This is a genomic window from Plantibacter sp. MMLR14_011 (genome assembly GCF_001865025.1).
GTDB lineage: Bacteria > Actinomycetota > Actinomycetes > Actinomycetales > Microbacteriaceae > Plantibacter > Plantibacter flavus_A.
The window spans coordinates 207,360-233,611 of the sequence record NZ_MJGW01000001.1 but is presented as its reverse complement, the minus strand read 5'-3'; the positions used below and the strand labels follow the sequence as shown (position 1 = coordinate 233,611).

At 70.2% G+C, this 26,252-nt stretch carries 25 protein-coding genes and 2 tRNA genes; 10 read left to right on the top strand and 17 right to left on the bottom strand.

The window, feature by feature from the left end; genetic code table 11:
• Positions 1-162: 162 nt before the first annotated feature.
• Positions 163-1,236, top strand: a complete 1,074-nt coding sequence (locus tag BIU99_RS01165; RefSeq protein WP_071258744.1) for an alkene reductase — start codon at positions 163-165, stop codon at positions 1,234-1,236.
• A 60-nt stretch (positions 1,237-1,296) separates the two neighbouring features.
• On the opposite strand, the gene BIU99_RS01160 is transcribed toward BIU99_RS01165, so the two are convergent.
• Complete coding sequence (locus tag BIU99_RS01160) at positions 1,297-2,790, bottom strand: helix-turn-helix transcriptional regulator (RefSeq protein ID WP_071259287.1); 1,494 nt, start codon at positions 2,788-2,790, stop codon at positions 1,297-1,299.
• Between the two features lie 151 nt (positions 2,791-2,941).
• Between BIU99_RS01160 and aceA the strand changes: the two genes are divergently transcribed.
• The 3 genes from aceA (at position 2,942) to BIU99_RS01145 (ending at position 7,389) form a co-directional block, all read left to right on the top strand.
• Positions 2,942-4,288, top strand: a complete 1,347-nt coding sequence (gene aceA, locus BIU99_RS01155) for an isocitrate lyase (RefSeq protein ID WP_071259285.1) — start codon at positions 2,942-2,944, stop codon at positions 4,286-4,288.
• Positions 4,289-4,382: 94 nt separating this feature from the next.
• Positions 4,383-6,038, top strand: coding sequence for a malate synthase A (gene aceB, locus BIU99_RS01150; protein WP_071259283.1), 1,656 nt, complete (start codon positions 4,383-4,385; stop codon positions 6,036-6,038).
• 121 nt (positions 6,039-6,159) lie between these two features.
• Positions 6,160-7,389 (top strand): pyridoxal phosphate-dependent aminotransferase, encoded by a 1,230-nt coding sequence (locus BIU99_RS01145; protein WP_064294635.1) that lies wholly within the window; start codon positions 6,160-6,162, stop codon positions 7,387-7,389.
• A gap of 48 nt (positions 7,390-7,437) precedes the next feature.
• On the opposite strand, the gene BIU99_RS01140 is transcribed toward BIU99_RS01145, so the two are convergent.
• Genes BIU99_RS01140 through BIU99_RS01105 form a run of 8 tightly spaced genes read right to left on the bottom strand, consistent with a single transcriptional unit; the run spans position 7,438 to position 12,127 of the window.
• Positions 7,438-8,574 (bottom strand): UDP-N-acetylmuramate dehydrogenase, encoded by a 1,137-nt coding sequence (locus BIU99_RS01140; RefSeq protein ID WP_071258740.1) that lies wholly within the window; start codon positions 8,572-8,574, stop codon positions 7,438-7,440.
• A gap of 11 nt (positions 8,575-8,585) precedes the next feature.
• Positions 8,586-9,017, bottom strand: a complete 432-nt coding sequence (locus tag BIU99_RS01135; protein ID WP_254773542.1) for a MaoC family dehydratase — start codon at positions 9,015-9,017, stop codon at positions 8,586-8,588.
• Positions 9,014-9,463: a MaoC family dehydratase N-terminal domain-containing protein gene (locus tag BIU99_RS01130; protein WP_083397112.1), complete on the bottom strand. Its 450-nt coding sequence runs from the start codon at positions 9,461-9,463 to the stop codon at positions 9,014-9,016. Before BIU99_RS01130 ends, BIU99_RS01135 begins: the two co-directional genes overlap by 4 nt.
• 60 nt (positions 9,464-9,523) lie before the next feature.
• Positions 9,524-10,321 (bottom strand): sulfite exporter TauE/SafE family protein, encoded by a 798-nt coding sequence (locus BIU99_RS01125; RefSeq protein ID WP_083397111.1) that lies wholly within the window; start codon positions 10,319-10,321, stop codon positions 9,524-9,526.
• Positions 10,318-10,908: a histidine phosphatase family protein gene (locus BIU99_RS01120; protein WP_071258736.1), complete on the bottom strand. Its 591-nt coding sequence runs from the start codon at positions 10,906-10,908 to the stop codon at positions 10,318-10,320. The genes BIU99_RS01125 and BIU99_RS01120 overlap by 4 nt, the downstream gene beginning before the upstream one ends.
• A gap of 9 nt (positions 10,909-10,917) precedes the next feature.
• On the bottom strand, positions 10,918-11,271 hold the full coding sequence (locus tag BIU99_RS01115) for a DUF3253 domain-containing protein (protein WP_071258731.1): 354 nt from the start codon (positions 11,269-11,271) through the stop codon (positions 10,918-10,920).
• Between the two features lie 21 nt (positions 11,272-11,292).
• A complete protein-coding gene (locus tag BIU99_RS01110; protein WP_167374555.1) occupies positions 11,293-11,739 on the bottom strand; it encodes an ImmA/IrrE family metallo-endopeptidase in 447 nt (148 codons plus the stop codon).
• Positions 11,684-12,127, bottom strand: coding sequence for a helix-turn-helix domain-containing protein (locus tag BIU99_RS01105; protein ID WP_085512825.1), 444 nt, complete (start codon positions 12,125-12,127; stop codon positions 11,684-11,686). Before BIU99_RS01105 ends, BIU99_RS01110 begins: the two co-directional genes overlap by 56 nt.
• Positions 12,128-12,371: 244 nt before the next feature.
• On the opposite strand from BIU99_RS01105, the gene BIU99_RS19595 reads away from it, so the two are divergent.
• The 3 genes from BIU99_RS19595 (at position 12,372) to BIU99_RS01090 (ending at position 14,219) form a co-directional block, all read left to right on the top strand.
• The gene (locus BIU99_RS19595) at positions 12,372-12,662 is read left to right on the top strand and encodes a hypothetical protein (protein WP_175484326.1); all 291 of its coding nucleotides are present in this window, start codon (positions 12,372-12,374) and stop codon (positions 12,660-12,662) included.
• Positions 12,663-12,775: 113 nt separating this feature from the next.
• Complete coding sequence (locus BIU99_RS01095; RefSeq protein WP_064294564.1) at positions 12,776-13,426, top strand: M23 family metallopeptidase; 651 nt, start codon at positions 12,776-12,778, stop codon at positions 13,424-13,426.
• A 103-nt stretch (positions 13,427-13,529) separates the two neighbouring features.
• Entirely contained in the window at positions 13,530-14,219 is a 690-nt protein-coding gene (locus BIU99_RS01090) for a M23 family metallopeptidase (RefSeq protein WP_064294565.1), read from the top strand.
• A 102-nt stretch (positions 14,220-14,321) separates the two neighbouring features.
• Here the strand turns inward: BIU99_RS01090 and BIU99_RS01085 are convergent, their stop codons facing one another.
• Positions 14,322-15,023, bottom strand: a complete 702-nt coding sequence (locus BIU99_RS01085) for an SDR family oxidoreductase (RefSeq protein ID WP_071258719.1) — start codon at positions 15,021-15,023, stop codon at positions 14,322-14,324.
• Positions 15,024-15,115: 92 nt separating this feature from the next.
• Between BIU99_RS01085 and BIU99_RS01080 the strand changes: the two genes are divergently transcribed.
• Both BIU99_RS01080 and BIU99_RS01075 read left to right on the top strand, forming a co-directional pair.
• Positions 15,116-15,514 (top strand): MerR family transcriptional regulator, encoded by a 399-nt coding sequence (locus BIU99_RS01080; protein WP_071258716.1) that lies wholly within the window; start codon positions 15,116-15,118, stop codon positions 15,512-15,514.
• A gap of 116 nt (positions 15,515-15,630) precedes the next feature.
• Entirely contained in the window at positions 15,631-16,122 is a 492-nt protein-coding gene (locus BIU99_RS01075; protein ID WP_071258715.1) for a DUF3592 domain-containing protein, read from the top strand.
• An 84-nt stretch (positions 16,123-16,206) separates the two neighbouring features.
• Here the strand turns inward: BIU99_RS01075 and BIU99_RS01070 are convergent.
• The 4 genes from BIU99_RS01070 to BIU99_RS01055 all read right to left on the bottom strand — a co-directional run bounded on the left by BIU99_RS01070 (position 16,207) and on the right by BIU99_RS01055 (position 17,864).
• Positions 16,207-16,280 (bottom strand) — tRNA-Met (locus BIU99_RS01070).
• A gap of 42 nt (positions 16,281-16,322) precedes the next feature.
• A tRNA-Thr gene (locus BIU99_RS01065) sits at positions 16,323-16,394 on the bottom strand.
• Positions 16,395-16,474: 80 nt separating this feature from the next.
• Positions 16,475-17,227 carry a lytic transglycosylase domain-containing protein gene (locus tag BIU99_RS01060; RefSeq protein ID WP_071258712.1) on the bottom strand — a complete coding sequence of 251 codons (753 nt, stop codon included), beginning with the start codon at positions 17,225-17,227 and terminating at the stop codon, positions 16,475-16,477.
• A 259-nt stretch (positions 17,228-17,486) separates the two neighbouring features.
• The gene (locus BIU99_RS01055) at positions 17,487-17,864 is read right to left on the bottom strand and encodes a PGPGW domain-containing protein (RefSeq protein ID WP_079003267.1); all 378 of its coding nucleotides are present in this window, start codon (positions 17,862-17,864) and stop codon (positions 17,487-17,489) included.
• Positions 17,865-18,002: 138 nt separating this feature from the next.
• Here BIU99_RS01055 and BIU99_RS01050 point away from each other — a divergent pair, with 138 nt between their 5' ends.
• On the top strand, positions 18,003-19,787 hold the full coding sequence (locus tag BIU99_RS01050; RefSeq protein ID WP_071258710.1) for a glycoside hydrolase family 13 protein: 1,785 nt from the start codon (positions 18,003-18,005) through the stop codon (positions 19,785-19,787).
• A 206-nt stretch (positions 19,788-19,993) separates the two neighbouring features.
• Here BIU99_RS01050 and treZ read toward each other — a convergent pair whose 3' ends face one another.
• Genes treZ through glgX form a run of 3 tightly spaced genes read right to left on the bottom strand, consistent with a single transcriptional unit; the run spans position 19,994 to position 26,174 of the window.
• Entirely contained in the window at positions 19,994-21,769 is a 1,776-nt protein-coding gene (treZ, locus tag BIU99_RS01045; protein ID WP_083397162.1) for a malto-oligosyltrehalose trehalohydrolase, read from the bottom strand.
• Positions 21,770-21,774: 5 nt separating this feature from the next.
• Complete coding sequence (gene treY / locus BIU99_RS01040; RefSeq protein WP_071258705.1) at positions 21,775-24,129, bottom strand: malto-oligosyltrehalose synthase; 2,355 nt, start codon at positions 24,127-24,129, stop codon at positions 21,775-21,777.
• Entirely contained in the window at positions 24,126-26,174 is a 2,049-nt protein-coding gene (glgX, locus tag BIU99_RS01035) for a glycogen debranching protein GlgX (RefSeq protein WP_071258702.1), read from the bottom strand. The genes treY and glgX overlap by 4 nt, the downstream gene beginning before the upstream one ends.
• Positions 26,175-26,252: the final 78 nt, after the last annotated feature.

Here is a 26,252-nt window from a genome sequence, read left to right as displayed (position 1 = left end):
AGCTGCGGGGACAGAGCCCGACGACCACACGGTGAGCCTAGCAAGAAGTGTTCCAGATGCACAAGGTCCAGAAGCATCATCGGAATATCGGCGGTCGCCGGCGGGTTGCGTCCGGAGGCCGCGTCGTCCGCGTGCCGCACCCCCACGAAAGGCACCACCCGTATGGATCTCTTCGCCCCCGTCCGACTCGGCGATCTCGAACTCGCCAACCGCGTCGTCATGGCCCCGCTCACCCGCATGCGGTCCGGCGCCGACGGCGTCCCCGGCGACCTCGTCGCCGAGCACTACAGCCAGCGCGCGGGCCTCGGGCTCATCATCACGGAGGGCACCTACCCGAGCGCCGAGTCGCGCTCCTACCCGGGCCAGCCCGGCATCGTCACCCCCGAGCAGGTCGAGGGCTGGCGGGGCGTCGCGGAGGCCGTGCACGGAGCAGGCGGGCTCATCGTCATGCAGCTCATGAACGGTGGCCGCGTCTCGCACACCGACATCACGGGCACTGACCGCATCGTCGCGCCGAGCGCGATCGCCATCGCCGGCGAGGTCCGGACGCCGGCCGGCGCCCAGCCCTACCCCGTCCCGCACGCGCTGACCACCGAGGAGCTCGACACGGTCCGCGAGGAGTTCGTCCAGGCCGCCCGCAACGCGATCGAGGCAGGGCTCGACGGCGTCGAGCTCCACGCCGCGAACGGCTACCTGCTGCACCAGTTCCTCTCCCCCGTCTCCAACGTGCGCGACGACCGCGCCGGAGGCAGCCCGGAGGCCCGCACATCGTACGTCGCCGAGGTCGTCAGCGCCGTCGCCGAGGCGGTCGGTGCAGCGCGCGTCGGCATCCGCATCTCCCCGATGAACGGTGCCGGCGACACGGCGGAGACCGACGAGGCCGACGTCCGCGCGACCTACGAGGCCCTGCTCGACGCCCTGGCACCGCTCGGCCTCGCCTACCTCAGCATCCTCCACGAGGACCCGGCCGGTGCGCTCGTCCAGGACCTGCGCGGTCACTTCGGCGGCAAGCTCGTCGTCAACAGCGGCTTCGGCACCGTCACGACGCGCGACGAGGCGATCGCCCTCGTCGAGCACGCGCACGCCGACGCCGTCGCCGTCGGGCGTCTCGCCATCGCGAACCCCGACCTCGTCGAGCGCTGGGCGGGCGAGCACGAGGAGAACACGCCGAACCCGGCCACCTTCTACGGCCCGGGCGCCGAGGGCTACACCGACTACCCGCGCCTCGCGAGCTGATCACGCTCAGGTGAGGCACCTCGTCGCTCGACACCACCTCGGGCGACGAGGTGCCTCACCTCAGTCCGCCCGTGGCGCGTGCGACTCGAGGAACTCGTACACCTCGACGGAGTCGACCCCCGGGAAGGATCCGGTCGGCAGCGCTGCCAGCAGACTCGTCGGCGTCCGCGCCGCCGGCCAGGCTCTCCCCTCCCACCGTTCGGCGAGCGCCGGTGACGCCCGACGACAGCATCGCTCGTCGGGGCAGCTCGAGGTGGACCGGTGCGGCGTCTCGCGTCCGCGGAACCACTTCACGTGCGCGAACGGGACGCCGACGCTGACCGAGTACTCGCCCTCCTTGGCCTTCTCGATCCGCGAGGTGCACCAGAAGGTGCCCGTGTCCATGTCCGTGTACTGATACCAGGGACTGAAACGGTCCTCGACGTCGAAGACGGTCCTGGCCGTCCAGTTGCGGCAGACGAGCGAGCCTTCCACCGCTCCGAGGACGTCGGACGGGAACGTGACCCCGTCGTTCTCGTACGCCTTGATGATCGTCCCCGACTCGTGCACCTTCATGAAGTGCACCGGGAGTCCGAGGTGCCTCGTCGCGAGGTTCGTGAAGCGGTGCGCGGCGGTCTCGTACGACACCGCGAACGCGTCGCGCAGGTCCTCCATCGAGATGCGCCGGAGCTGTTTCGCCTCACCGAGGACGCGCACGGCGTCGCGCTCGGGCAGGAGTATGGCCGCCGTCAGGTAGTTGGTCTCGACGCGCTGCCGCAGAAAGTCCGCGTAGTTTCCCGGCTCCTCGTGTCCGCACAGGTGACTGGCGAACGCCTGGAGGATGGGTGATCGCGAGTCACGCGACATCGAGGGTTCGGTCGGCAGGTAGATCCGACCGTTGCGCCGGTCGGTGACCGAGCGCGTCGAGTGCGGCAGGTCGCCGACGTAGTGGAGCGAGAACCCGAGGTGCTGCGCCATCTCCGCGACCGTCTGATGCGAGACCGGCCCTCCGGTGTAGCCGACGGCGTCGAGCAGCCCTTTCGCGACGGCCTCGAGCTCGGGGAAATGGTTGTCGGCCGCCCGCATGTCCGCCCGGAGGACCGCGTTGGCCCGGCGTGCCTCCTCGGGTGTCGCCGCGCGCTCCCGATGCAGGCGGGCGACCTCGTCGTGCAGCGCCAGCACGGTGCGCAGCGTCTCGTCCGCGGTCCCTTTCGAGACCCGGATGGGCGCGATCCCGAGGGCGGAGAAGACGGGGCCCCGCTGAGCACGCTCGACGGCGATCTCGAGCGCGGCCCGGTCGCTCGGCGGTTCGTCACGGAGCAGGTCGTCGACGGTGGTGCCGAGGGCGGCGGCGATGACGCGGAGCATCGACAGGCTCGGCTCCCGATGCCCGTTCTCGATCGCCGATGCCTGGGACGGTGCTCGGTCGATCGCCTGCGCGAGCTCGTCGAGCGTGAGGCCTGCGCGAGACCGGGCATCGCGGATCCGGCGACCGAGGACGAGGGCGTCCGCGTGCGGAGCAGGTCCGTCACCAGGGGTGGCGGAGGCGGGTGGAGCAGCGGCGGTGCTGGTCATGGTGATCATGCTCACACGCGCCGGTTGTTCCGGCAAACAGAAGGTCGGCCGTTCTTCTGTCCACGGATGACGTCCGTCGGGGTTGCGGCGAGCGCAGGATCGTTCCCACAGCACGACCCGCCCCACCGACATCGACACCACAGGAGTCATCGTGAGCAACGAAGCCACCCGACCGACCGACCACCGCACGCCCCTCCGCGCCGGCGACCAGACGCAGACGGCCGAGGAACTGCAGCGCGAGTGGGACACCGACCCGCGCTGGGACGGGGTCCGCCGCGACTACACCGCAGAGGACGCCGTCCGCCTGCGCGGCGGTGTCCGGGAGGAACCGACACTCGCCCGCCGAGGGGCGGAGCGACTGTGGAACCTCCTCCACACCGAGGAGTGGGTGCCCGCCCTCGGCGCGCTGACCGGCAACCAGGCCGTGCAGCAGGTCAGGGCCGGCCTGCAGGCGATCTACCTCTCCGGCTGGCAGGTCGCCGCCGACGCGAACCTCTCCGGGCAGACCTACCCCGATCAGAGCCTCTACCCGGCGAACTCGGTTCCGGCGGTCGTCCGGCGGATCAACAACGCGCTGCTCCGGGCCGAGCAGATCGACTTCGCCGAGCGATCCGTCGGGGAGAACCCGGGACCCGAGGCGATCGACTGGCTCGCGCCGATCGTCGCCGACGCCGAAGCCGGCTTCGGTGGCCCACTCAACGCCTACGAGCTCATGGCCGGCATGATCCAGGCCGGTGCCGCCGGCGTCCACTGGGAGGACCAGCTCGCGGCTGAGAAGAAGTGCGGCCACATGGGCGGCAAGGTGCTGGTGCCGACGGGCCAGCACATCCGGACGCTCAATGCGGCCCGGCTGGCGGCGGACGTCGCCGGTGTCCCGACCATCGTCATCGCCCGCACCGATGCGCTGGCCGCCACGCTCCTCACGAGCGACATCGACGAACGCGACCTCCCGTTCCTGAACGGGAACCGGACCCCGGAGGGCTTCTACGAGGTGGAGAACGGCATCGGTCCGGTGCTCGCGCGCGGACTCGCCTACGCGGAGTACGCCGACCTGCTCTGGGTCGAGTCGGCGGAACCCGACCTCGACCTCGCCCGTCGGTTCGCCGAGGCCGTCCACGAGCGGTTCCCGGGCAAGCTGCTCGCCTACAACTGTTCGCCGTCGTTCAACTGGAAGTCGCACCTCGACGACGCGCAGATCGCGTCCTTCCAGCGCGAGCTCGCCGCCATGGGGTACGCGTTCCAGTTCATCACCCTCGCCGGCTTCCACGCGTTGAACCACTCGATGTTCACCCTGGCGAGCGACTACCGGGAGCGGGCGATGAGCGCGTACGTCGACCTCCAGGAGGCCGAGTTCGCCGCAGAGTCCAGCGGCTACACCGCCACCAGGCACCAGCGGGAAGTCGGTACCGGCTACTTCGACCTGGTCGCGACCGCCCTCAACCCCGGCAGCGCCACCCTCGCCCTCGCCGGCTCGACCGAGGAACAGCAGTTCCACTGATCCATATAAGCCCCGCCCTTCGACAAGCTCTGGGACCGCTCGAAGGGCCCATCCGACGCACGACCATCCGAAACGGAGTCACCCCATGAACACCATGCTCGCTTCCCCGTCCACACCCACCACCGCGCCGGTGCCCACGCAGCGCACGGGCCCCGCCGTCGAGGTCGTCGGTCGTCTCGGTGACCGGTACGAGGAGATCCTCACCCCCGACGCCCTCGTCTTCCTCGCGGACCTGCACCAGCGGTTCGCGGGTGCGCGGCACGACCGCCTCGCCGAGCGCATGCGCCGACGCTTCGAGATCGGGAACGGCCGCGACCCGCGGTTCCGCGATGACACCGCGGCGATCCGGGAGGACCGCTCCTGGCGAGTCGCCGGCGCCGGGCCCGGTCTCGAGGACCGCCGGGTCGAGATCACCGGCCCCACCGATCCGAAGATGACGATCAACGCCCTCAACTCCGGCGCGAACGTCTGGCTCGCCGACCAGGAGGACGCGACGAGCCCGACGTGGGCCAACGTCATCGGTGGTCAGCTCTCGCTGCGCGACGCCGTCCGCGGCGAGCTGACGTTCACGAACGAGGCGGGGAAGGTGTACCGCGTCACCGCGACGGAGACGCCGACGATCGTCATGCGCCCGCGCGGCTGGCACCTCGTGGAGAAGCACCTGCGGTTCATCGACCGCTCCGGGGCGGCCATGGCGGCCTCCGGGAGCCTCGTCGACTACGGCCTCTACGTCTTCCACAACGCCCGAGCGCTCATCGACGCCGGCCGCGGGCCGTACTTCTACCTCCCGAAGTTGGAGTCGAGCGAGGAGGCGCAGCTCTGGGACGACGTCTTCACGTTCACCGAGGAGCGTCTGCGTCTCGACCATGGGACGATCCGCGCCACCGTGCTCATCGAGACGCTGCCGGCGGCGTTCGAGATGGACGAGATCCTGTACGCGCTCCGCGACCACTGCGCCGGTCTCAACGCCGGTCGGTGGGACTACATCTTCTCGATCATCAAGAACTACCGGGGGCGCGGTGCCCGGTTCGTCCTGCCCGACCGCAGCGAGGTGACGATGACGGTGCCGTTCATGCGGGCCTACACGGAACTCCTCGTGCAGACGTGCCACCGCCGCGGTGCGCACGCGATCGGCGGGATGTCCGCGTCCATCCCGAACCGGCGCGATCCGGAGGCGACGGCGCGCGCGATCGAGAAGGTCTCGGCCGACAAACGTCGTGAGGCCGGCGACGGCTTCGACGGGACCTGGGTGGCGCACCCGGACCTCATCGAGACCGCCAGGGCCGAGTTCGACGCGGTCCTCGGCGATCGCCCGAATCAGCTCGACCGTCTGCGTGAGGACGTGTCGGTGACACCGTCGCAGCTCCTCGACGTCCGCATCGGTCGCGCGGTCACGGACGTCGGTCTCCGCGACAACGTGTCGATCGCCGTCCGCTACCTCGACTCCTGGCTCCGCGGGATCGGCGCCGCGGCCATCGACGGACTGATGGAGGACGCGGCGACGGCGGAGATCAGTCGATCGCAGGTCTGGCAGTGGATCCACCAGGACGTCGCGACCGACGACGGCCGCCCGATCACCCGTGAGCGGGTCGAAGGCCTCCTCGACGAGCTCCTCGCCTCGCTCCCCCGCGCCGCGGACGACCGCTTCGACGATGCCGCCGAGCTGTTCCGCGAGGTGGCACTGCGCGACGAGTTCCCGACCTTCCTCACCGTCCCGGCGTACACGAGGTACCTCGTCGACCCCGCGTGACGACCGAGGTGAGGCACGTCGTCGTTCCCCGATGGACCGGGCGACGAGGTGCCTCACCTCGCTGCACGCGAGGTCGGACACATACTGTCCTCTCGACACCGGGTTCGGTACGCTCGGACTCGTGCCTGAATCGACTCCCACGCCCCGCCTGTCCACGAAGATCTCAGCGATCGCCGAGTCCGCCACGCTGAAGGTGGACGCCAAGGCGAAGGCGCTGCAGGCGCAAGGCCGGCCCGTGATCTCCTACGCGGCGGGCGAGCCGGACTTCCCGACGCCCGAGCACATCGTCGAAGCGGCGCTCGTCGCCGCCCGCGACCCGAAGGCGCACCGGTACACCCCGGCGGCCGGCTTGCCGGACCTCCGCGCCGCCATCGCGGAGAAGACGCTCCGCGACTCCGGTCTCGAGGTCGACCCGGGCCGCGTCATCGTCACCAACGGCGGCAAGCAGTCGGTGTACGAGGCGTTCCAGGTCCTGCTGAACCCGGGCGACGAGGTCATCGTGCCGACGCCGTTCTGGACCACCTACCCCGAGGCCATCGCGCTCGCCGACGGTGTCGCGGTCGACGTCTTCGCCGACGCCTCGCAGAACTACCAGGTCACGGTCGAGCAGCTCGAGGCGGCTCGTACCCCGCGCACCAAAGTCCTCCTGTTCGTCTCGCCCTCGAACCCGACCGGCTCCGTCTACTCCCCCGAGCAGACGAAGGCGATCGGTGAGTGGGCGCTCGAGCACGGCATCTGGGTGATCTCCGACGAGATCTACCAGAACCTCACCTACTCGGCCGGCGACAGCGGCGAGGCGGTGAAGGCGATCTCCATCGTCGAGGCGGTCCCCGAGCTCGCCGAGCAGACGCTCCTCGTCAACGGCGTCGCCAAGACCTACGCGATGACGGGCTGGCGCGTCGGGTGGACCGTCGGACCGTCGGACGCGATCAAGGCGCTCGGCAACCTCCAGTCGCACCTCTCCGGCAACGTGAACAACATCGCGCAGCGTGCGGCGATCGCGGCACTGACCGGCCCGCAGGACGCCGCCGAGACGATGCGCGAGGCCTTCGACCGCCGCCGCAAGCTCATCGTCGGCGAACTGAACAAGATCGACGGCTTCCAGACACCGACACCGCAGGGTGCGTTCTACGTGTACCCCGACGTCTCGGCGTTGCTCGGGCGGACCTTCGGCGGGGTCACCCCGACGACCTCGCTCGAGTTGGCCGACCTCATGCTGGAACAAGCCGAGGTCGCGGCGGTGCCCGGCGAGGCGTTCGGGCCGTCCGGCTACCTGCGCTTCAGCTACGCGCTCGGCGACGACCAGCTCCTCGAGGGCGTCCAGCGGCTCCAGCGCCTGTTCGCGTCCTGACCCGAGGTCCGCTCGCTCGTCTCCGGGCGAGCAGGCCTCGCATCAGCGTCAGATCGTGACGCCGACCACCACGGGCTCGGGCTGCAGGAGGACGCCGAACTCGGCGTGGACGCGTGCCTGCACGAAGCGGGCGAGCTCGGCGATCTCGGTGGCGGTCGCTCCCCCGCGGTTCGTGAGTGCGAGGGTGTGCTTCGTGGAGACAGCAGCGCGCGATCCGGGGAGCGCGAACCCGCGACGGACACCGGCACGCTCGATGAGCCACGCGGCCGAGAGCTTCGCCAGGCGTTCCACGGGAGCCGGGCGAGGCGGGTTGACGACCTCCCCGAGCGGGAAGACGTACTCGGTGTCGTCGTCGGCCGCCGGGTCGACCGGCCACCACGGCGCGTCCCCCGGCAGTGACCGGGCGACGTGCTCGGACACGATCGGGTTCGTGAAGAACGACCCCGCGCTGGCGGTGTCGGGGTCGTCGGGATCGAGCACCATGCCTTTCGACGCCCGGAGCGCGAGCACCGTCGTGCGCACCTGGGCCAGGCGCACCTGCTCGCCGACCTCCACGCCGAGCGCGAAGGCGAGCTGCTGATAGGCGATCGGTGCGGCCAGGCCGTCGGCGCCGACGTCGTCGAGGTCGATGATGATCGCCACGACCACGCCGGAGCGCTCAGGCTCTCCGCCACCGTGGCGCTTCAGGACCGACGTCCGGTAGCCGAGCCCGAGCTCCGCGGCTGGAACGCGCTCGACGGCCTGCGACTCCTCGTCGAGCAGGTCGACGGCGACGAGCGACGACACGATCTCCTGCCCGTAGGCGCCGATGTTCTGCACGGGCGCGGCGCCGCAGGATCCCGGGATGCCGGAGAGCGCCTCGATGCCCGCCCAGCCGTGCTCCACGGTGAAGGCGACGAGCGCGTCCCAGTCCTCACCGGCCTGCACCCGCAGGCGGACCCGACCGGACGGAGCGTCGAGGCGTTCGATGCCGCGGTTCGCCGCCCGGATGACGGTCGCGTCGAGGGGCTCGTCGCCGATCAGCAGGTTCGATCCGCCGCCGAGCAACAGCCACGGCTCATCGGTGTTCCAGACGTCGAGCACGGCCTCGATCAGCTCGGCCTCGCTCGCGCATTCCACGAAGCCCGCGGCCGGCCCACCGACCCCGAGGGTGGTGAGCTCGCTCAGACGGATGGCGTCGTTCATGGTCCTCCGGGTCAGGCGAAGCTGATGACGAGCTGCGCCTTGCCGAGCACCGTCTGCTCGGCGTAGGTGACGGTGAGGTCGACGCGCGCGGTGCGGGCTTCCTCGTCGACCTTGCCCGCCTTGGCGAGGATCTGGAGGTCGGCGCCGGTCTCGGGGTCGACGACGACCGGTCGAGTGAACCGCACCTGGTATTCGAGCACCCGTCCGGGGTCGCCGATCCAGTCGACGACCGGCTGGGCCGCGATCCCCATCGTCAGCATGCCGTGGGCGAGCACGCCCGGCAGCCCGACGGACGCGGCGACGTCGTCGCGGTAGTGGATGGGGTTGAAGTCTCCGGAGGCTCCGGCGTACCGCACGAGGGCGTCGCGCGTCAGGTGGACGGTCCGCTCCGCGACGACGTCTCCGACGGCCGGCATGGTCGGGGTCTGCTGCACGTCGCTCATCCTTCGTCTCCTCGCACCACGAGCGTCGAGGTCGCGGTGACCACGGGCTCGCCGGCGGCATCGGTCATGACCGAGTCGCACGTCACCATCGAGTGTCCGCCCAGGGACTTCACCGCGGTGACGGTGAGCTGCGCGGTGAGCTCGTCACCGGCGACGATCGGTCGGTGGTGCACGAAGCGCTGGTCGCCGTGGACCACCCGGCTGAAGTCGATACCCGCGTCGGGTGCGGCGAGCAGTTGCTGGAGCGTGTGCTCCTGGACGACGACGGGGAAGGTGGGCGGCGCCACGACGTCGGCGTATCCTGCGGCGCGGGCCGCCTCCGGGTCGAGGTTGATCGGGTTCGTCGCGAAGACGGCCCGCGAGAATTCGCGGATCTTCTCGCGTCCGACCAGGTACGGGGCGACGGGCGGGAAGACCCGACCGGCGAGCTCTGGGTTCACTGACACGCCCTCCAGCCTACCCGCTGCCCCGGCCGGGAGGCCGGGCACGGACGGACCGGCAGCCGGTCAGGAGCGTTTGAGCGCCTGGAACACCATGCGGATGGCGATGACCACGAGGAACGCCGCGAAGAGCAGGTTGCCGACGAACGGCGGGACGACCGACGCGACGATGGCGCCGAGGGCGGTGGTCGTGCACGCGGCGATGCCGATGATGGCTGCGGCCGTGAGGTCGACGTTGCCTCGCCGGACGTTGCCGATGGTGCCGGAGATCGCGGTCGGCACCATCATGAGCAGCGAGGTGCCCTTGGCGATGAGGTCGCTCGCGCCGAACAGGAGGATGAGCATCGGCACGACGACGACCCCGCCGCCGATGCCGAGCAGCCCCGACAGGACGCCGGTCAGGAAGCCGAGCACGATGAGGCCGATGATCGATCCGACGTGCAGATCGATCTCGGCCGTGCGGGACGGGACGATCAGGAACAGCGAGACCACCACGACGAGCAGGAAGCCGATGAAGCCCCACTGCAGCGCCCTCTTGGGGAGCTTGGAGAGGAGGTAGCTGCCGAGTTGCGCCCCGCCGATCGCACCGATCGCCAGGAGGATCGCCGCCACCCAGTCGACGGTCCCGTTCACCGCGTACGACACGACGCCCACGAGCGAGGTCGGGACGATCGCCGCGAGTGAGGTCCCCGCCGCGAGCCGCTGGCCGAAGCCGAGCAGGAAGACGACGGCGGGGACGATGAGGATGCCGCCGCCGACCCCGAACAGCCCGGAGAGGAACCCGGCGGTCAGTCCGATGCCGATGAGCCAGGCGATGCCCGACGGGGAGCGGACCGGACGGCCGGTCGAGTCGTTCCCGCTCACTGCGCGCTGGAGCCGGACAGCGCCGTCTCGAGCGAGGGCGTCGTGCGAGCGGTACCGGCGTCCAGGAGTGACCAACCGGTGTCGGTCGCCTCGATGACCGACACGGAGCAGTTCTCCAGCGGTGGGACCGTCGTGCCGGAGAGGTGGCTGAGGGTGAGTCGGATGAGCGTGCCGTGGCTCACGACGAGGACGTTCTGCCCGGGGAAGTCGCGTGCGATGGCGTCGATGCCGCGGAGTCCGCGCTCGATGACCGACTCCTCGGTCTCGAGGTTCGGGTACTGGTGGTCGGGCCAGTTCTCGAGGACCATCTGGGCCGTCGCGCCCTCGGCGTCGCCGTAGTGGCGCTCGACCACGTCCGGGTAGGTGGGGCCGAGCTCGAGACCCAGTGCGTCCGCGACGATCTGCGCGGTCTCGCGTGCGCGCCCCAGAGGGGAGCTGACGACGACGTCCCAGGTGCCGGTGAGCCGAGGGGCGACCGTGGCCGCCTGCTCCCGCCCGGTGTCGTTCAGGGGGATGTCCGTCGTGCCCTGCAGCCGTCGTTCGAAGTTCCAGGCGGTCTGTCCGTGACGGATGAGGGCGATGGTCATGTCTCCAGCCTAACCGGCGTCGGACCGAGCTCCTCCGGTCTCAGGACGACAGGGAGCGCACTCCTCGGCGTCGGCGTCCTCGGCCCATCGGATCCGGATGGGGCCGCGGACCGTCGCGCGGTCGACCGCCTCGTCACCCTGCGTGATCCGCACCCGGCCCTCGTCGACCAAGCGCCAGGCGACCCGGCGGGTGTCGTCCATCAGCGCTCGCCAGTCGTCCCCGCCGACGGCTCGGGCCACGTCGGACGGACATATGGACGACGTCGCGGCCCGCTTCCCCAGCAGGTCGAGCATCGTCGACTCCAGGACGTCGTCGTCCACGGCCGCCGCAGACTGCGGGTCCGGTGCGGCTTCGTCGGTCATGGTCCCAGTATGCGCGCGCCGCTACGCGAGATCTGCGTGCTGGGACAGATCCGCGTGCTGCGCGACGAATGCCCGCGCCAAGCGCTTCGTGACGCCGAGTTCCGCGACGAGATGCTCGAGGTCCGGAGCCCAACGCGCGATGGCCCGGAACTCGTCGAGGTCGATGAGGTTCGACGCGGCGAAGCGGTCGGCCTGCACCTCGTGCTTCGGTCGGTCGTCCTCGTGGCCGAGCACGCAGTGCGCGATGCCGTGGGCGAGCGCGTTCCGCCGGTGGACGGACCGGAGCGACTCCTGGATGACGATCGTGTGCGCGGACGGCAGCCAGCGCTCGTGGGACACCCGCAGCGGCCGGAAGATCACGGCGAGACCGAGCTCCTCCGCATGCGCATACGGGTCGTAGGCGCGCCCACGCTCACGGGGCTTCCGGCTCGGGTTGCTCCAGTTCTCCATCGGTGATTGCCGCCCCACGTTCCCCCTCCAACTGCTCCGTCGTCCACGACGCAGCTTCCCGCTGCCGGCGTCTGCGATCCAGCTCGTCATTCGTAGCAGTGGTGTCCGACACCGGAGCCACGCGCTCGTCGTCGCTCGCCTGCAGTTCGGCCTCGATCCGACTCATCCCCCCGACCGCTTGCAGCGCGTCCGCCAGGAGGCGCACCGGATCGGCGCCGGTCGCCGCGCAGAGCGTGACGAAGGTCGGGCCACTGATCTCGCTGCGACCGGCGAGGACACGTTGCAGCGTCGTCGGACTCATCCCCGTCGCCTCAGCCAGGGCGCGCTGATTCATGCGTCGCCGCTTGTAGGCGGCGACGAGTTCGTCCGCCAACGCCTGATTGACCATCGCCTCTGCTGCGTTCACGCTTCGATCGTAGCCAGAAACCCTGTCGTGAGCGGCAGAAAACCTGTCCTATGCACTCTATAGTGTCACCTCCGACCTGAATGATGCCAGATGAGACAACTTCTGGAAGCCATCCAGGTTGTCCATCACCACCCACGACGCCTGAGGAGGCACCATGACCGAACGCCGGACCACTCCGGACCAACCACCCACATCACCGACTCCACCACCCGTCCCGTTTCCGGCACAGCGGATCATCCGCACGGTGATCCAGACGACCGCGGCCGTGATCTTGAGCTCGGTGGCCTGCATCACCACCGCGAGCATCATCGCGCCACAGCTCCTGGAGGCGATCCGGGAACTCCTCCCGGACGACGTCTACGCCTGGGCGGCGGCAGCAGTGGCCACGACGGCCGCGATCGCCGCAGCACTGGCCCGGATCATGGCGATCCCCGGCGTGAACGGCTTCCTGACGAGACTGAGAGCGGGAACCACACCGCGCCATGCGCGACTCGATTCAGGCGTCAAATCTGCCACTGAAGAAAGAATTTCATGATAAATCGGCAAAATAAACTGGACAAGACGACGAGATGGCCATAGAGTCTCTCTCGAACACACGTTCGAATGTCGGAGGACACTTCCTCCACGAAACAACAGATTGGAGGCAGAGTGGCGCTCAACAACTACGTGCTGAACGGCCCGTCCACGGTGATCGCGGACGACAACCGCGATCCCTACGTGTCCTGGCAGCACCACCTCGACCGGAGCGGCCGCGGTGGGGTCGACCTCGTCGCCGCTGTGGGCACCCCGGTGCTCGCACCGACGCCAGGAACGATGAACTGGGTTCCGAACGACGGATCAGCAGGCAACTCGTGCCGCTTCAACCACGACCAGAACCCCGGATGGGCCGATGTGTTCTCGCACCTCGACCGGTACGTCGGGAGCAACGGTCAGCATTTCAACCAGGGCGACATCATCGCCTACTCGGGCGACACCGGACCGGTGGATCAGCACCTCCACCGTCACCTGCTCGACCCCTCTGGCAGCCGCCAGAACCCGTGGAGCTACTTCGGCTCCGCGAACCCATCCACAAACACAGGAGAACAACTCGTGAAGATCATCCGTCAGGGACAGTCCGGCTACGTCTGGCAGGGCAAGCAGACCTTCGGCGCCATCGCGCTCGTCGGCCCCGGCTACGTCCGCTACATCGCAGCACCCGTCGTCTACGACGCGTTGGTGCCGACCTACGGGCCGTACGTGAACCTCACGGGCGACCAGTTCTACACCACCATCCGGGAGCTCACGTCGAACCAGGCGTAGCGCACCGGTGACCGCGAGTCACCACTGACCGGCAACGGAGAACGGCCTCCGAGCAGACCGTAACTGCTCGGGGGCCCACCCTCCGCGCCACGAAAGGAGCCACATGGTCCTCCGCTATCAACACCCGTTCCCGCAGATGGATCTGGCCGACGGCTGGGGATCGATGGCCGGCGGGCGGACCCAACCGCACCGCGGGCTGGACTACCAACCGGGCGCCGGGGCCGCGATCCCGGCGGTCGCAGCCGGCATCGTCTCCGCCAACCGCTGGAGCGACGCGCTCGGCAACGTCCTCGTCATCGCCCACCCCGACGGCATGTACTCGGGCTACTCGCACCTGGCGGGCGCCTCACCTCATCAGGTCGGCATGGCGATCGCCCGCGGTGAACCCGTCGGTGTCGTCGGGAACACCGGATCCGCTTCACGCGGAGCCCATCTGCATCTCACCATCACCTTCACCGCGGACGGCACGTGGAACAACGCCGACCTCGGCGTCACCACGGATCCGTATCCGTTCATCAACGCTCGCCTGGACGGCGACGACCCGGGACACCCGCTCAAGGAGTCAGACATGCCCAAGATCATCAGCGTGCCGGCCGGCACCATCGCGCTCGTCACCGAGACGTTCGGAACGATGTACACCTCACCCGGCGGCTCGCAGGGGTTCTCCATCGCCGCCAACACGAAGGCCTACGGCCAGGTCACCGGCCTGACCGAAGACCAGGTGAAGACCCTCGTTGCCGAGGCGAACGCCCGAGGCCAGCGCATCGCCGACCTCGTCGCCGCCGCGCGGTAGTCCACGCCGGCACGAGGAAGCCCCCGAGCAGACCGTAACTGTTCGGGGGCTTCCTCCATTCTGCACCGTCCACGCCCGGAGTACGGCGTGCGGCCTCGATGCTCAGGCGAACTGCGCGTAGAACGCGTCCGGGCCGTGAGCGAGCGAGGCCTTGACCATGGCACTCCACTCATCGACGACGACCTCGGAAGCGCCGGACGTGACGCCGTCGAGGCTGGCCCGTGCGACGTCCGCCGGGTCGACCATCGGGCCGTCGTAGCCGGCCATGATGTCAGTGTCGGCGGCCCCGAGGTGGAGCCCCTGCACCGTGACACCCTTCGGCGCGAGCTCCAGACGGACCGCGTTCGTCATGTTCCACTCCGCCGCCTTGGCCGCGGCGTATCCGCCGGAGCCGGGGTGGGCGAACCAGCTCAGGGCGGAGAGCACGTTGACGATCGTCCCTCCACCGTTCGCCTCGATCACCGGCGCGAACGCACGCACCATGGCGAGGTTGCCCCAGTAGTGCGTGTCCATCTCCCGCCGGGCGTCCGCGAGGTCGCCGGTCAGCATCGAGCCCTGCGTCGCGATCCCGGCGTTGTTGACGAGCAACGTGACGTCGGTCGCGATCTCGGCCGCCGCAGCGACGGACGCCTGATCGATGATGTCGAGCTGCAGCACCTCCACGCCCGGGATGTCGACGAGTTCCGGGCGCCGCGCGGTCGCGTACACCTTCGAGGCCCCGCGCTCGAGCAACTGCACGACGAACCTGCGTCCGATGCCCCGGTTCGAGCCGGTGACGAGTGCGACGGATCCTGCGATGTCCATGATTCCCTTCCGCGTGCGGGGCGATCCCGCAGCAGCCTGGTTAGGCTAAGACCTCACATCAATGTCAGGTGCAAGCCAGGAACGGAAGCTCGATGCGCATCGGAGATCTCGCGGCTCGGATCGGGGTGAGCGTCCGCTCGCTCCGCTACTACGAGGAGCAGGGGCTGCTCACCGCCACCCGCACGACGAGTGGCCAGCGGACCTATGAACAAGCGGCGGTGGAACGCGTCGAGCTCGTGCAGCAGCTCTTCGCCGCCGGGCTGCCGAGCCGCACGATCGTCCAGCTGCTCCCCTGCGTCGATGCGGGCGTCGCGACGGCTGAGTCGCTCGCGCTGCTCCAGACCGAACGCGACCGCATCACCGCGCAGATGGCCGACCTCGAAGCAGCGCGCGCCCGCTTGGAAACGGTCATCGACATCACCCTCCACCCGACGCCGGAGCACTGCCCCGCGCTGCGCGAGGCACGCCCGGCCGAGCTGGACGCCGCCTGACCGGCATCGGAGAGCGATGGGGAGCACTGCCCATACGACGATGATCGCGTACTCTCGCCGCGTTGCCATACTGAGTCCGTGAGCGGAACCGACGAGGCACCCACGGTCGCGCGCTGATGACGGCAGGCAAGCGCGCGACGGGCGACACACGAGGCTTCCTCCACAGCCGCGTGTTCCAGACGGTGGCGATCGTCCTGATGCTGTTGGCTGGCCCGGCGACCGTGGTCGTCGGTTCCTTCATGGTGGCAGCCGACAGTGACCTGGTGCGGAACGGGGAGCGGACGAGTGGGACGGTCACCGAGGTGGACGACGGAAGGAGGGCGTCGGACCACCGGTTCAGCATCGACTATCTGGCACCCGACGGTTCGCCACAGCGAGTCTGGGCGGACTGGCCCCTCGACGGCAAACCCGCCGTCGGCGACGTCGTCACGGTGATCTATCGAGCGGACGACCCCGGCACGGCGGTGCTCGAGGGCTACGACGGTCCGGGGACCTCGGTCGTCGGTGTCGGTGTGGTGCTGACCGGCGCGAGTCTCCTGATCGGCACCGCGATGCTCGTCGGCGTCCTGCTCCGTGCGGGCCGGGGGCCCGAGCCCAAGGGCGCCTGACACGGGTGAAGGCGCTGTGCCCGGCAGTGCGAAGGAACACAATCGCCCGGAAACGCAACAGGCCCGGTCTCCCGGGCCTTGCTGTAGCAGGAGAGAGATTCGAACTCTCGACCTCACGATTATGAGTCGTGCGCTCTCACCAACTGAGCTACCCTGCCACGTCTCTCCGTATGCCGGCGAGAGCAGTGACGGAGAGAACGAGCCCCGAGCGGGACTTGAACCCGCGACCTCTTCCTTACCAAGGAAGTGCTCTACCACTGAGCTATCGGAGCGCGAACCAAACCGCTCACGCGGAAATGGCACCAGTAGAGACTAGCATCCCGCGAGGGGTGCTTCGTACACCGGATCGGGATCAGTTCGCGGCGAAGGTGTCCGCGGCGTGGACGACCTTCTGCAGGTACGACGCGGCCCCGTTGTACGAGCCGATCGCCGCGACCCAGTCGGCCTCGATGCGGAGGTCCCGGCCGCCGTGACACAGGTAGTGCGCTGCGGCGAGCGCCGCGTCGTCGATCTGCTGTGGGTCCGCGACACCGTCGCCATTCCCGTCCGCTCCCCACCGCTGCCAGGTGGACGGGATGAACTGCATCGGGCCCACCGCGCGGTCCCATCTGACGTCACCGTCGAAGGCGCCGCGGTCCGTGTCGGTGACGGCGTCGAACTCGGTGCCGGTGAGCGCCGGGCCGACGATGGGCGGGACTGCCCGACCGGCGTCGTCGAGCGCACCGCCGAAGATCATGCCGTGGCCGGACTCGACACTGCCGAGCGCGGCCAGCGTGTTCCAGGCGATCCCGCAGCCCGGCTGCGTCTCCGCGACGGCGAGCGCCGCACCGGCGTAGGCGACCATCGCCCGCTCGGGGATGCCGAGGCGGAGCGCCGTGGCCGCCGACCAAGCACGGTCCACCCGGTCGGTGACGGCCGTCGGCGCTGTTCCGGCCGAGCCCGCTGCCGGGATGCCGGGGCCCTCGACGGCCGCGTGGGGCGCGGTTCCGAGGATCGAGTCCCGCGCTTCAGCTCGATTGACGAGTTCCGGCCCCCAGACGACGACGGCGATCACGACGGCGAGGCCGACGATCGCTCCCGCCCCGCCGGCGACGAGCCATCCCACGCGGACGCCCGATCGACGGTTCCGGCGTGCGGCTGCGGTCGGTCGCCGGGAGCCGCTGCGTGCACCGGCCGGTCGGGGGCGCGGCTTTTGGGTCGAGCGAGCTGCGCCGGCCGTGCGTCGTCCTGGCACGGCCGTCTTCCGTCGTGCGGGCCGGCGGGCACCACTCCCCTTCGCCGATGTTCCCACCGGTCCACCGTAGCCGGGCACTGGTCCCGGCGCGGTTCGCCCACGCGAGCCGGGTCAGCGGCACGCCGCAGGTTCAGTGCTCCCGGGCAGCCTTCGCAGCCTTCTTGGCCTGGCGCTTCGCCCGAAGGTCCTTCGCGACGGCGACGCCCTTCTTGGCGGCGGCGTTCGCCTTCGTGCTGGCCTGCTTCGCTCCCTCGAACTCCGACGCGAGGACGGCGAGCCCGCCGACGGCGATGAGAGCACCCGGTCCGGGGAGCGGGATCAGGGCCACGCCGAGCGCCACGGTGCCACCACCGACGACTCCGACACCCGCCCGGTACACCCGGTTCGCGGTCGGATTCCGACGGATGATGCCACGCGTCGTCCGGGCCGCTGATCCGGCGATGCCTCCCGCCTGCGCGGCGACGCGCTTCGCCGTGCTGCGGGCCGAGCCGTCCGATTCCGTCGTCATGTCCCCACTCTAAGCAGGGCGGGCGGGTCGATGGCCGGGAATCCGGTCCGAATCGACCGTCGCACACCCGCCGTGGCGACACCGCGCCGGCCAGTCCACGAGCGGCGACAGGCTCCGCAAATGGCCTAGGGTAGCGACATGGACTCCGCCCTCCCGACCACGTCGGCGACCGCAGCTCAGCATGCCTCCCCCGCAGGAGGCTCCACCCCCGGTTCGGAGTGGTGGCGCTCCGCCGTCATCTACCAGATCTACCCGCGATCCTTCGCGGACGCGAACGGCGACGGCCTCGGCGACCTGCCCGGGATCACCTCCCGCCTCGGCGCGCTGCAGGAGCTCGGCGTCGACGCCATCTGGCTGTCCCCCTTCATGACGAGCCCGCAGAAGGACGCCGGCTACGACGTCGCCGACTACTGCGACGTCGACCCCATCTTCGGGACGCTCGCCGACTTCGACGCGATGACCGCCGCTGCGCACGCCGCCGGCATCCGCGTCATCGTCGACCTCGTCCCCAACCACTCCTCGAGCGCCCACCGCTGGTTCCAGGAGGCCCTCGCGGCCGGACCCGGCTCGGCGGAGCGCGCCCGGTACATGTTCCGCGACGGCAAGGGCGAGCACGGCGAGATCGCCCCCAACAACTGGGAGTCCGTCTTCGGCGGCCCGGCCTGGACGCGCGTCACCGAGGCCGACGGCACGCCTGGCCAGTGGTACCTCCACATCTTCGACTCCTCGCAGCCTGACTTCGACTGGACGAACCCGTGGGTCCGCGAGCAGTTCCGCGACATCCTCCGGTTCTGGCTCGACCGCGGCGTCGACGGGTTCCGCGTCGACGTGGCGCACGGCATGATCAAGGCCGACGGCCTGCCCGACTACACCCCGCCCGCTGAGGGCGGCAGCATGGGTGGCGCCTCGGCGGGCGTCGCACTCGAACCCGGCATCAGCACGGGGCCCGCCTCGTGGCCGGAGACCGCGCCGTACTGGGGCCAGGACGGCGTGCACGAGATCTACCGCGACTGGCACGAGCTCCTCGCGACGTACGACGGCGACCGTGTGCTCTGCGCCGAGGCCTGGGTCGACCCGCTCGACAAGATGGCCCTCTGGGTGCGCCCCGACGAGATGCAACAGGCGTTCAACTTCCCGTACCTCGAGACCCCGTGGAACGCCGCGGACCTCAAGGCGGTCATCGGTGAGTCGCTGCGGGCGTTCGCGCAGGTCGGCGCTCCGAGCACGTGGGTGCTGTCCAACCACGACGTCGTCCGGCACGCGTCACGTCTCGCGCTCACGGAGGAGAACCCCCAGGGCTACGGCGTCGGTCCGAACACCCCCGGCCAGCCGGATCGGGCACTCGGGCTGCAGCGGGCCAGGGCGGCGACCGCCCTCATGCTGAGCCTGCCCGGCGGAGCGTACCTCTACCAGGGCGAGGAGCTCGGGCTCCCCGAGGTCATCGACCTGCCGGATGACGCCCGACAAGACCCGACGTGGTTCCGCACGAACCACGAGCGGTACGGTCGCGACGGTTGCCGCGTGCCGATCCCGTGGGAGGCCGGGCACCCCGCATACGGCTTCAACACCACCGGAGCGTCCTGGCTGCCGCAGCCCGACGACTGGAACGACTACTCGCGCGACGCACAGGCCGGCATCCCCGGTTCGACACTGGAGCTGTACCGTACGCTGCTCCGCCTGCGCCGGGAGCACACGCTGGGACTCGGCTCGATCGCCTGGATCGAAGGGGCACCCGACACCATCCTCGCGCTGACCAACGGCGCGGTGACGGTCGTCGCCAACACGGGCGCCGACGACATCGCCGTCCCCTCGTCGCTCGCGGACTCGGCCGTGCTCGTCGCGAGCGGGCCTTTCGACGGCAGGACCATCCACGGCGACACCACGGTCTGGTTCACGACGCCCTCGACCCTGCCGGTCGCCTGAGACCCTCTGTCGGCCAAGATGTCAGCGCGGTGCGCCGACGTGACCGCGGGCGTTTCGGCGTCGGCGCGGTGCGCTGACGTGAGCGCGCCGGAATCGGCCCCGCCGCGGGGCGTGCGCGTGAGCGCGCCCCTCCGGAGGGGCGCGCTCACGCCGTAGACCCGCGCTCGCGTCAGCGCACCGCGCTGGCCCAAGGGCAGGGCAGCAGGTCAGAGGTGGAGGATCGCGACCGCGTGGGGACCGAGCCGGAGTGATCCGTCCGTCGTGACGACCTCACCGAAGCTGTCGAGGAGTTCGCCGACCCGCAGTGCGAGCTCGACCGGCTCCGTCCCGAAGTTGACCGCCAGGGTCGCCGAGCCACGACGCAGCACGAACGAGCCGGTCGCCTCGTCGGCGTTCGCCGTCGTGTCGGCGAACGCCGGATCGGTGAACGCCGGGACCGTCCGTCGCAGCTCGATCACCCGTCGGTACCAGGTCAGCAGCGTCGCGTGCCGTCCACCGGAGCGCTCCGACCAGTCGAGCACCGATCGACGGTAGGTCTCGGGATCCTGCGGATCCGGCACGTCGGCCTCGTTCCACCCCATCCGGGCGAATTCGGCGATCCGGCCCTTCGCGGTCGCCTCACCGAGCTCGGGTTCCGGGTGCGAGGTGAAGAACTGCCAGGGCGTCGAGGCAGCCCACTCCTCCCCCATGAACAGCATCGGGGTGAACGGTCCGAGCAGCGTGACGGCGGCGGCGATGGCGAGCTGGCCGTCGTCGAGGGTGGCGGCCAGCCGGTCGCCGGTCGCCCGGTTCCCGATCTGGTCGTGGTTCTGGTCGGAGACGACGAGCCGCCAGCTCGGCGTCCGTTCGAGGTCGATGCGGCGGCCGTGGTGGCGCTTGCGGAAGCTCGACCAGGTGCCGTTGTGGAAGAACCCCTCCTCCATGACCTTCCCGAGTGCACCGAGCGGCGCGAAGTCGGCGTAGTAGCCGGTCACCTCGCCGGTGAGCGCGACATGGAGCGCGTGGTGGAAGTCGTCGCTCCACTGAGCGTCGAGACCGTACCCGCCGGCACCGCCGGGGCCCCGGGGCGTGATGAGCTTCGGGTCGTTCAGATCCGACTCGGCGATCAGCGTGAACGGCCGGTCGAGGTCGGCGCTGAGCGCATCCACCGCGGCGTCGAGTTCCTCGAGGAGATGGATGGCCCGGGTGTCGTGCAGGGCGTGCACGGCGTCGAGGCGCAGGCCGTCGACGCCGTACTCCTCGAACCACAGCAGCGCGCTGTCGATGATGTACCGACGCACCTCGTCCGAGTCCGGCCCGTCGAGGTTGAGGCCGTCGCCCCAGGTGTTCCCGGCGCCGTCCGCGAGGTAGGGGCCGAAGCGCGGCAGAACGTTCCCGGAGGGACCGAGGTGGTTGTACACGACGTCCTGGATGACGGCGAGCCCGCGCTCGTGACACGCGGCGACGAAGCGACGGTAGCCGTCCGGTCCGCCGTAGGCCTCGTGGACCGCCGACCAGAAGACGCCGTCGTAGCCCCAGTTCCAGACGCCGTTGAACGCGTTGACCGGCAGGACCTCGACGGCGTCGACGCCCAGCTCAACCAGGTCGTCGAGGCGTTCGATCGCCCCGTCGAAGGTGGCCGCCTCGGTGAAGGTGCCGATGTGGAGCTCGTAGAGCACGGCACCGATGAGCGAGCGACCCCGCCAGCCGGTCCCGTCGCACGGCACGGGGTCGGACGCGACGACGCGTGACGGCCCGTGGACGCCCTCCGGCTGCCGACGCGAGCGGGGATCCGCGAACGGGCCCTCGCCGTCGACGAGGTAACGGTAGTCACTGTCGACGACCGCCGCACGTGGCTCGGCACCGTCGAGCGCGATCCACCACCCGTCGGAGACGTCGCGGTCCATCGGGTGCTGCTCGCCGTCCAGGACGAGGTCGACGCGCTGGGCCTCGGGTGCCCAGACGCGGAACCCGTCAGCCGGACTCGTGGTGCTGGTCGTCATCGTGCTCATTCCTCGCTCGCGGCCTCGGCCGCATCGTCGGGCCGCGTGAGGACGGCGACGGGATACTGCTCCAGCAGTGCTGCGAGACGGATTTCGCCGCCCTGCAACTCACGGCCGGTGAGGACGTCGACGAGCCGGCCTTCCGGCAGCGTGACCGTGGTCGACGTCCAGCCACCGCGCTCAGCGAGCCGGAGCGAGAGCCGGGTCGCCACCGTGGTCACGCCACCACGAGAGAACGCGACGACGTGGTCGGCGGCCGGTCCGTCCGCCCCGATGGGGGTGTACTCGGTGAACCGGGACGGGTGTTCCCGTCGTAGGCGGAGGAGCCGGCTGGTCACGAGGAGCTTCGCCGCTCCGTCCGCGTCGACCGGCGGCAACCAACCCTCGTCGAGACGGGCGAGCACCGCGCGACGCTCGGCGTAGTCGACCGGTCGACGGTTGTCGGGGTCCACGAGCGATCGGTCCCAGAGCTCGCTGCCCTGGTACACGTCCGGCACGCCCGGCATCGTCAGCTGGATCGCCTTGGCGACCAGACTGTTCGACCATCCGGCCGCCTCGACGTCCGCGACGGCGTCGAGCAGCGCGGCGTTCGGACGACGGCTGTCGTACAGTCCGTCGACCGCCGCATGCAGGGCGGCCTCGAACGTCTCGTCCGGTGCGGTCCAGGTGGTCGAGTCGCCGGCCTCACGGGCGGCCTTCTCGACGTAGGCGTGCAGTCGCTCGCGCTCGATCGGCCACGCACCGACGGCCGCCTGCCAGACCAGCTGCTCGAGCTGCCGGTCAGGGAAGCCGTTCGAGGTGTGGAGGGCGACGGCGTGCTCCGCCCACCGGTCCGCGACCTCACTCAGCGCGTCGATGCGGGCACGGACGTCCTCGCTGCGCTTCGTGTCGTGCGTGCTGAGTGTCGTCATCGAGGACGGCCACTCCGCCTGCCGCCGCGCCTGTCGGTGGTGGAACTCGGCGACGCTGATGTCGGTCTCGGCGGGGTCTCCGCCGACCTCGGTCAGCGAGGTGAGCGCCGTGTAGCGGTAGAACGCGGTGTCCTCGACGCCCTTCGCCATCACCATGCCCGAGGTCTGCTGGAACCGCGCGGCGAGCGGATCGGTCGCGCTGCGGAGGCGGGGCGCCAGCGCAGCGAAGGCGTCGGCGAGCTCCGGGCGGCGGGTCTCCGCCTCGTCGAGGGCGGCGTCAAGGTACTCGTCACCGAGCGGCAGGTAGGAACGGTAGACGGGGAACGCGGTCAGGATCTCGGCGAGCGCGTCGACGGCGTCCGGTACCTCGGGGACGAGCCTCGCGAGGCGGCGGACCTCGGACCCGAGGATCCCGTCGGCGATGCCCCGCTTGGTGGTGTGCAAGAGGTCGTCCCAGGCGTCGCGCGTCAGCTCGACCCCCGCGAGCTGACCGAGCGTCGGCAGACCGGTCGGGTCGACGAGCACCCGATCGACGTCGCCCAGGGCGTCGTAGCCGGTGGTGCCGAGCGTGGCCCACTCGGCCGGGAGGTCCTCTTCGCCCTCGAGGATCTTCTCCACCCAGACGGGTGCGCCGCCGATGCGCTCGGACAGTCGCTCGAGGTAGGCACCGGGGTCGAGGAGCCCGTCCGGGTGGTCCACGCGGATCCCGTCGGCGAGGCCGTCGTCGAACCAGCGGCCGATCTCGACGTGCGAGCCGTCGAAGACCGCCGGGTCCTCGACCCGGATGGCGGCGAGCGTGTTGACGGCGAAGAACCGTCGGTAGTTCAGCTCGCTGTCGGCGCGACGCCAGTTCACCAGTTCGTAGTGCTGCCGGTCGTGCACCTCGCGCGGGCTCGCGTCGTCGTCGGCCGTCCCGGGGGCGATGGGCAGTCGGTGGTCGAAGTAGCGCAGCTCACCCCCCTCGAGGCGGAGGTCGTCGAGCGCACTGCGGCCGTCCTCGTCGTCGCCGAGGATCGGCACCCGGATGCGACCGTCGCCGGCCTCCCAGTCGACGTCGAACGCGGCCGCGTGCTCTGCCTCCCGACCATGCTGGAGCAGGTCCCACCACCAGGCGTTCTCCACCGGCGTCGCGACGCCCATGTGGTTGGGGACGGTGTCGATGAGGACGCCGAGGCCCGCAGCATGGGCCGCTTCGGCGAGTGCCTTGAGCCCGTCGGCACCCCCGCGTTCCGGGTCGACCTCGGTGTGGTCGACGACGTCGTAGCCGTGGGTGGATCCGGGTTCCGCGCGGAGGATCGGCGACAGGTAGACCCAGTCGGCGCCGAGGGCCTGGAGGTAGTCGACGAGCGCCGCGGCGTCCTGCAGCCGGAAGTCGGCGGTCAGCTGGAGGCGGTAGGTCGAGACGGGCACGGCGGAACGCTGTGGCCCGTCGCCGGACACGTCGGTCATGATGCGACCCCCGATCGCAGGAGGGTGAAGGAGGTCCCCTGCACGATCACCGTCGTCGACCCCTCGGCGAGCATCTGCTCCGGGTCACTCGACTCGACGAGCGTCCACGGCAGGCCGGGAGCCTTCGGCAGGTTGAACTCCACGCCGTTCTCGGCCGCGTTGAGCAGGAGAGCGAACGAGGCCGATCCGGCGTGACGGAACACGAAGGTGATCGAGCGGGCGTCGGGGTTGTCCCAGTCCTCGTCGGCGAAGGGCTCGTCGTCGGACCGGGTGATGAAGACCCGGTCGTCGGACTTGGAGCCCGGCCCCTGGCGGAACCAGTCGGGTCGCAGGGCCGGCTCGGCGAGGCGCAGGGCGATCAGGCGCTTCGTGAACCCCAGGAGGTCGTGGTCGGCGTGCTCCCAGTCGAACCACGACACCTCGTTGTCCTGGCAGTACGCGTTGTTGTTGCCGCCCTGGGTACGGGCGATCTCGTCGCCGCCGAGGATCATCGGGACACCGGCCGACAGCAGGACCGTCGCGAGGAAGTTGCGCCGCTGGCGGTCGCGGCGCGCGTTCACGGCGGGGTCGTCCGTCGGGCCCTCCGCGCCGTTGTTGCTGGAGCGGTTGTCGCTCTCGCCGTCGTTGTTGTCCTCGCCGTTCGCCGCGTTGTGCTTCCTCGAGTACGCCGTGAGGTCGGCCAGGGTGAAGCCGTCGTGCGCGGTGACGAAGTTGACGCTGGACAGCGGCGAGCGGCGGGACGCCTCGTAGACGTCTGGGCTGCCGAGGACGCGCTGCGACATGGTGCCGAGCACGCTGTCGGCGCCGTTCCAGAAGTCGCGGACGTCGTCGCGGAACTTCCCGTTCCACTCCGACCAGCTCGCGGGGAAGCCACCGACCTGGTAGCCGGCGGTGTCCCACGGCTCCGCGATCATCTTGATGGGTGCGAGCACCGGGTCCTGCTCGATGAGCGAGAGGAACGCGCTGTGGATCTCGGCGGAGCCGTCCTGGCGGGTGAGCGTCGTCGCGAGGTCGAAGCGGAAGCCGTCGACGTGCATCTCGGTCACCCAGTAGCGCAGGGAGTCCATGATGAGCCCGAGCGCCGCGGGGTGGCCGACGTTGACGCTGTTGCCGGTGCCCGTGGTGTCGAAGTAGTGCTCGCGGTCCTCGTCGACGAGGCGGTAGTAGGCCGCGTTGTCGATGCCCTTGAACGACAGGGTCGGGCCCATGTGGTTGCCCTCGGCCGTGTGGTTGTAGACGACGTCGAGGATGACCTCGAGGCCGGCCGCGTGCATCGCCTTGACCATGGCCTTGAACTCGTCGACCTGCCCACCGGCGTCTCCCGCGGCCGCGTACTCGCCGTGCGGGGCGAAGAAGCCGATGGAGTTGTAGCCCCAGTAGTTGCGGAGGCCCTTCTCCTCGAGGTGGCTGTCCTGCACGAACTGGTGCACGGGGAGGAGTTCGACCGCCGTCACACCGAGGTCGGTGAGGTGGCGGATGGCCGCCGGGTGGGCGAGGCCGGCGTAGGTGCCGCGGATCTCCTCGGGCACCTCGGCGAGCTGCTTGGTGAAGCCCTTCACATGGACCTCGTACACGATCGTCTCGGCGAGCGGGATGCGCGGAGCGACGTCCTGGCCGTCGGCGTCCCAGTCGAACGAGGACGGGTCGGTGACGACGCCGAGCGCGACATGGCCGGCGGAGTCGCTGTCGTCCATCGACTCCGGCGCGTCGAGCCGGTGGCTGAACTGTGCCTGGCCGAGGTCGTAGCGCCCGGTGATCGCCGTCGCGTGCGGATCGAGGAGCACCTTGGCCGGGTTGTGGCGGAGCCCGTTCGCCGGGTCCCATGGGCCGTCGACACGGATGCCGTACCGGGTCCCGGGGACGAGACCATCGACCAGTCCGTGGAACACGTGGCCGGTTCGCTGTTCGAGGCGCGTCTGCTGCTCCTCCCCGCCCTCGGGGAAGATGCACACGGTGACGGCGTCGGCGGTCTCCGAGTAGATGGCGACGTTCGCACCATCGCCCCGAAGGGTGACGCCGAGCGGATAGGGGGTCGAGAGCGTCATGGCGCCCTTTCACTCGAAGGGATCGATCGTTGTTGAGACGGTACACCGGCCGGGTGACTTCCCCGGATCCGGACGAAA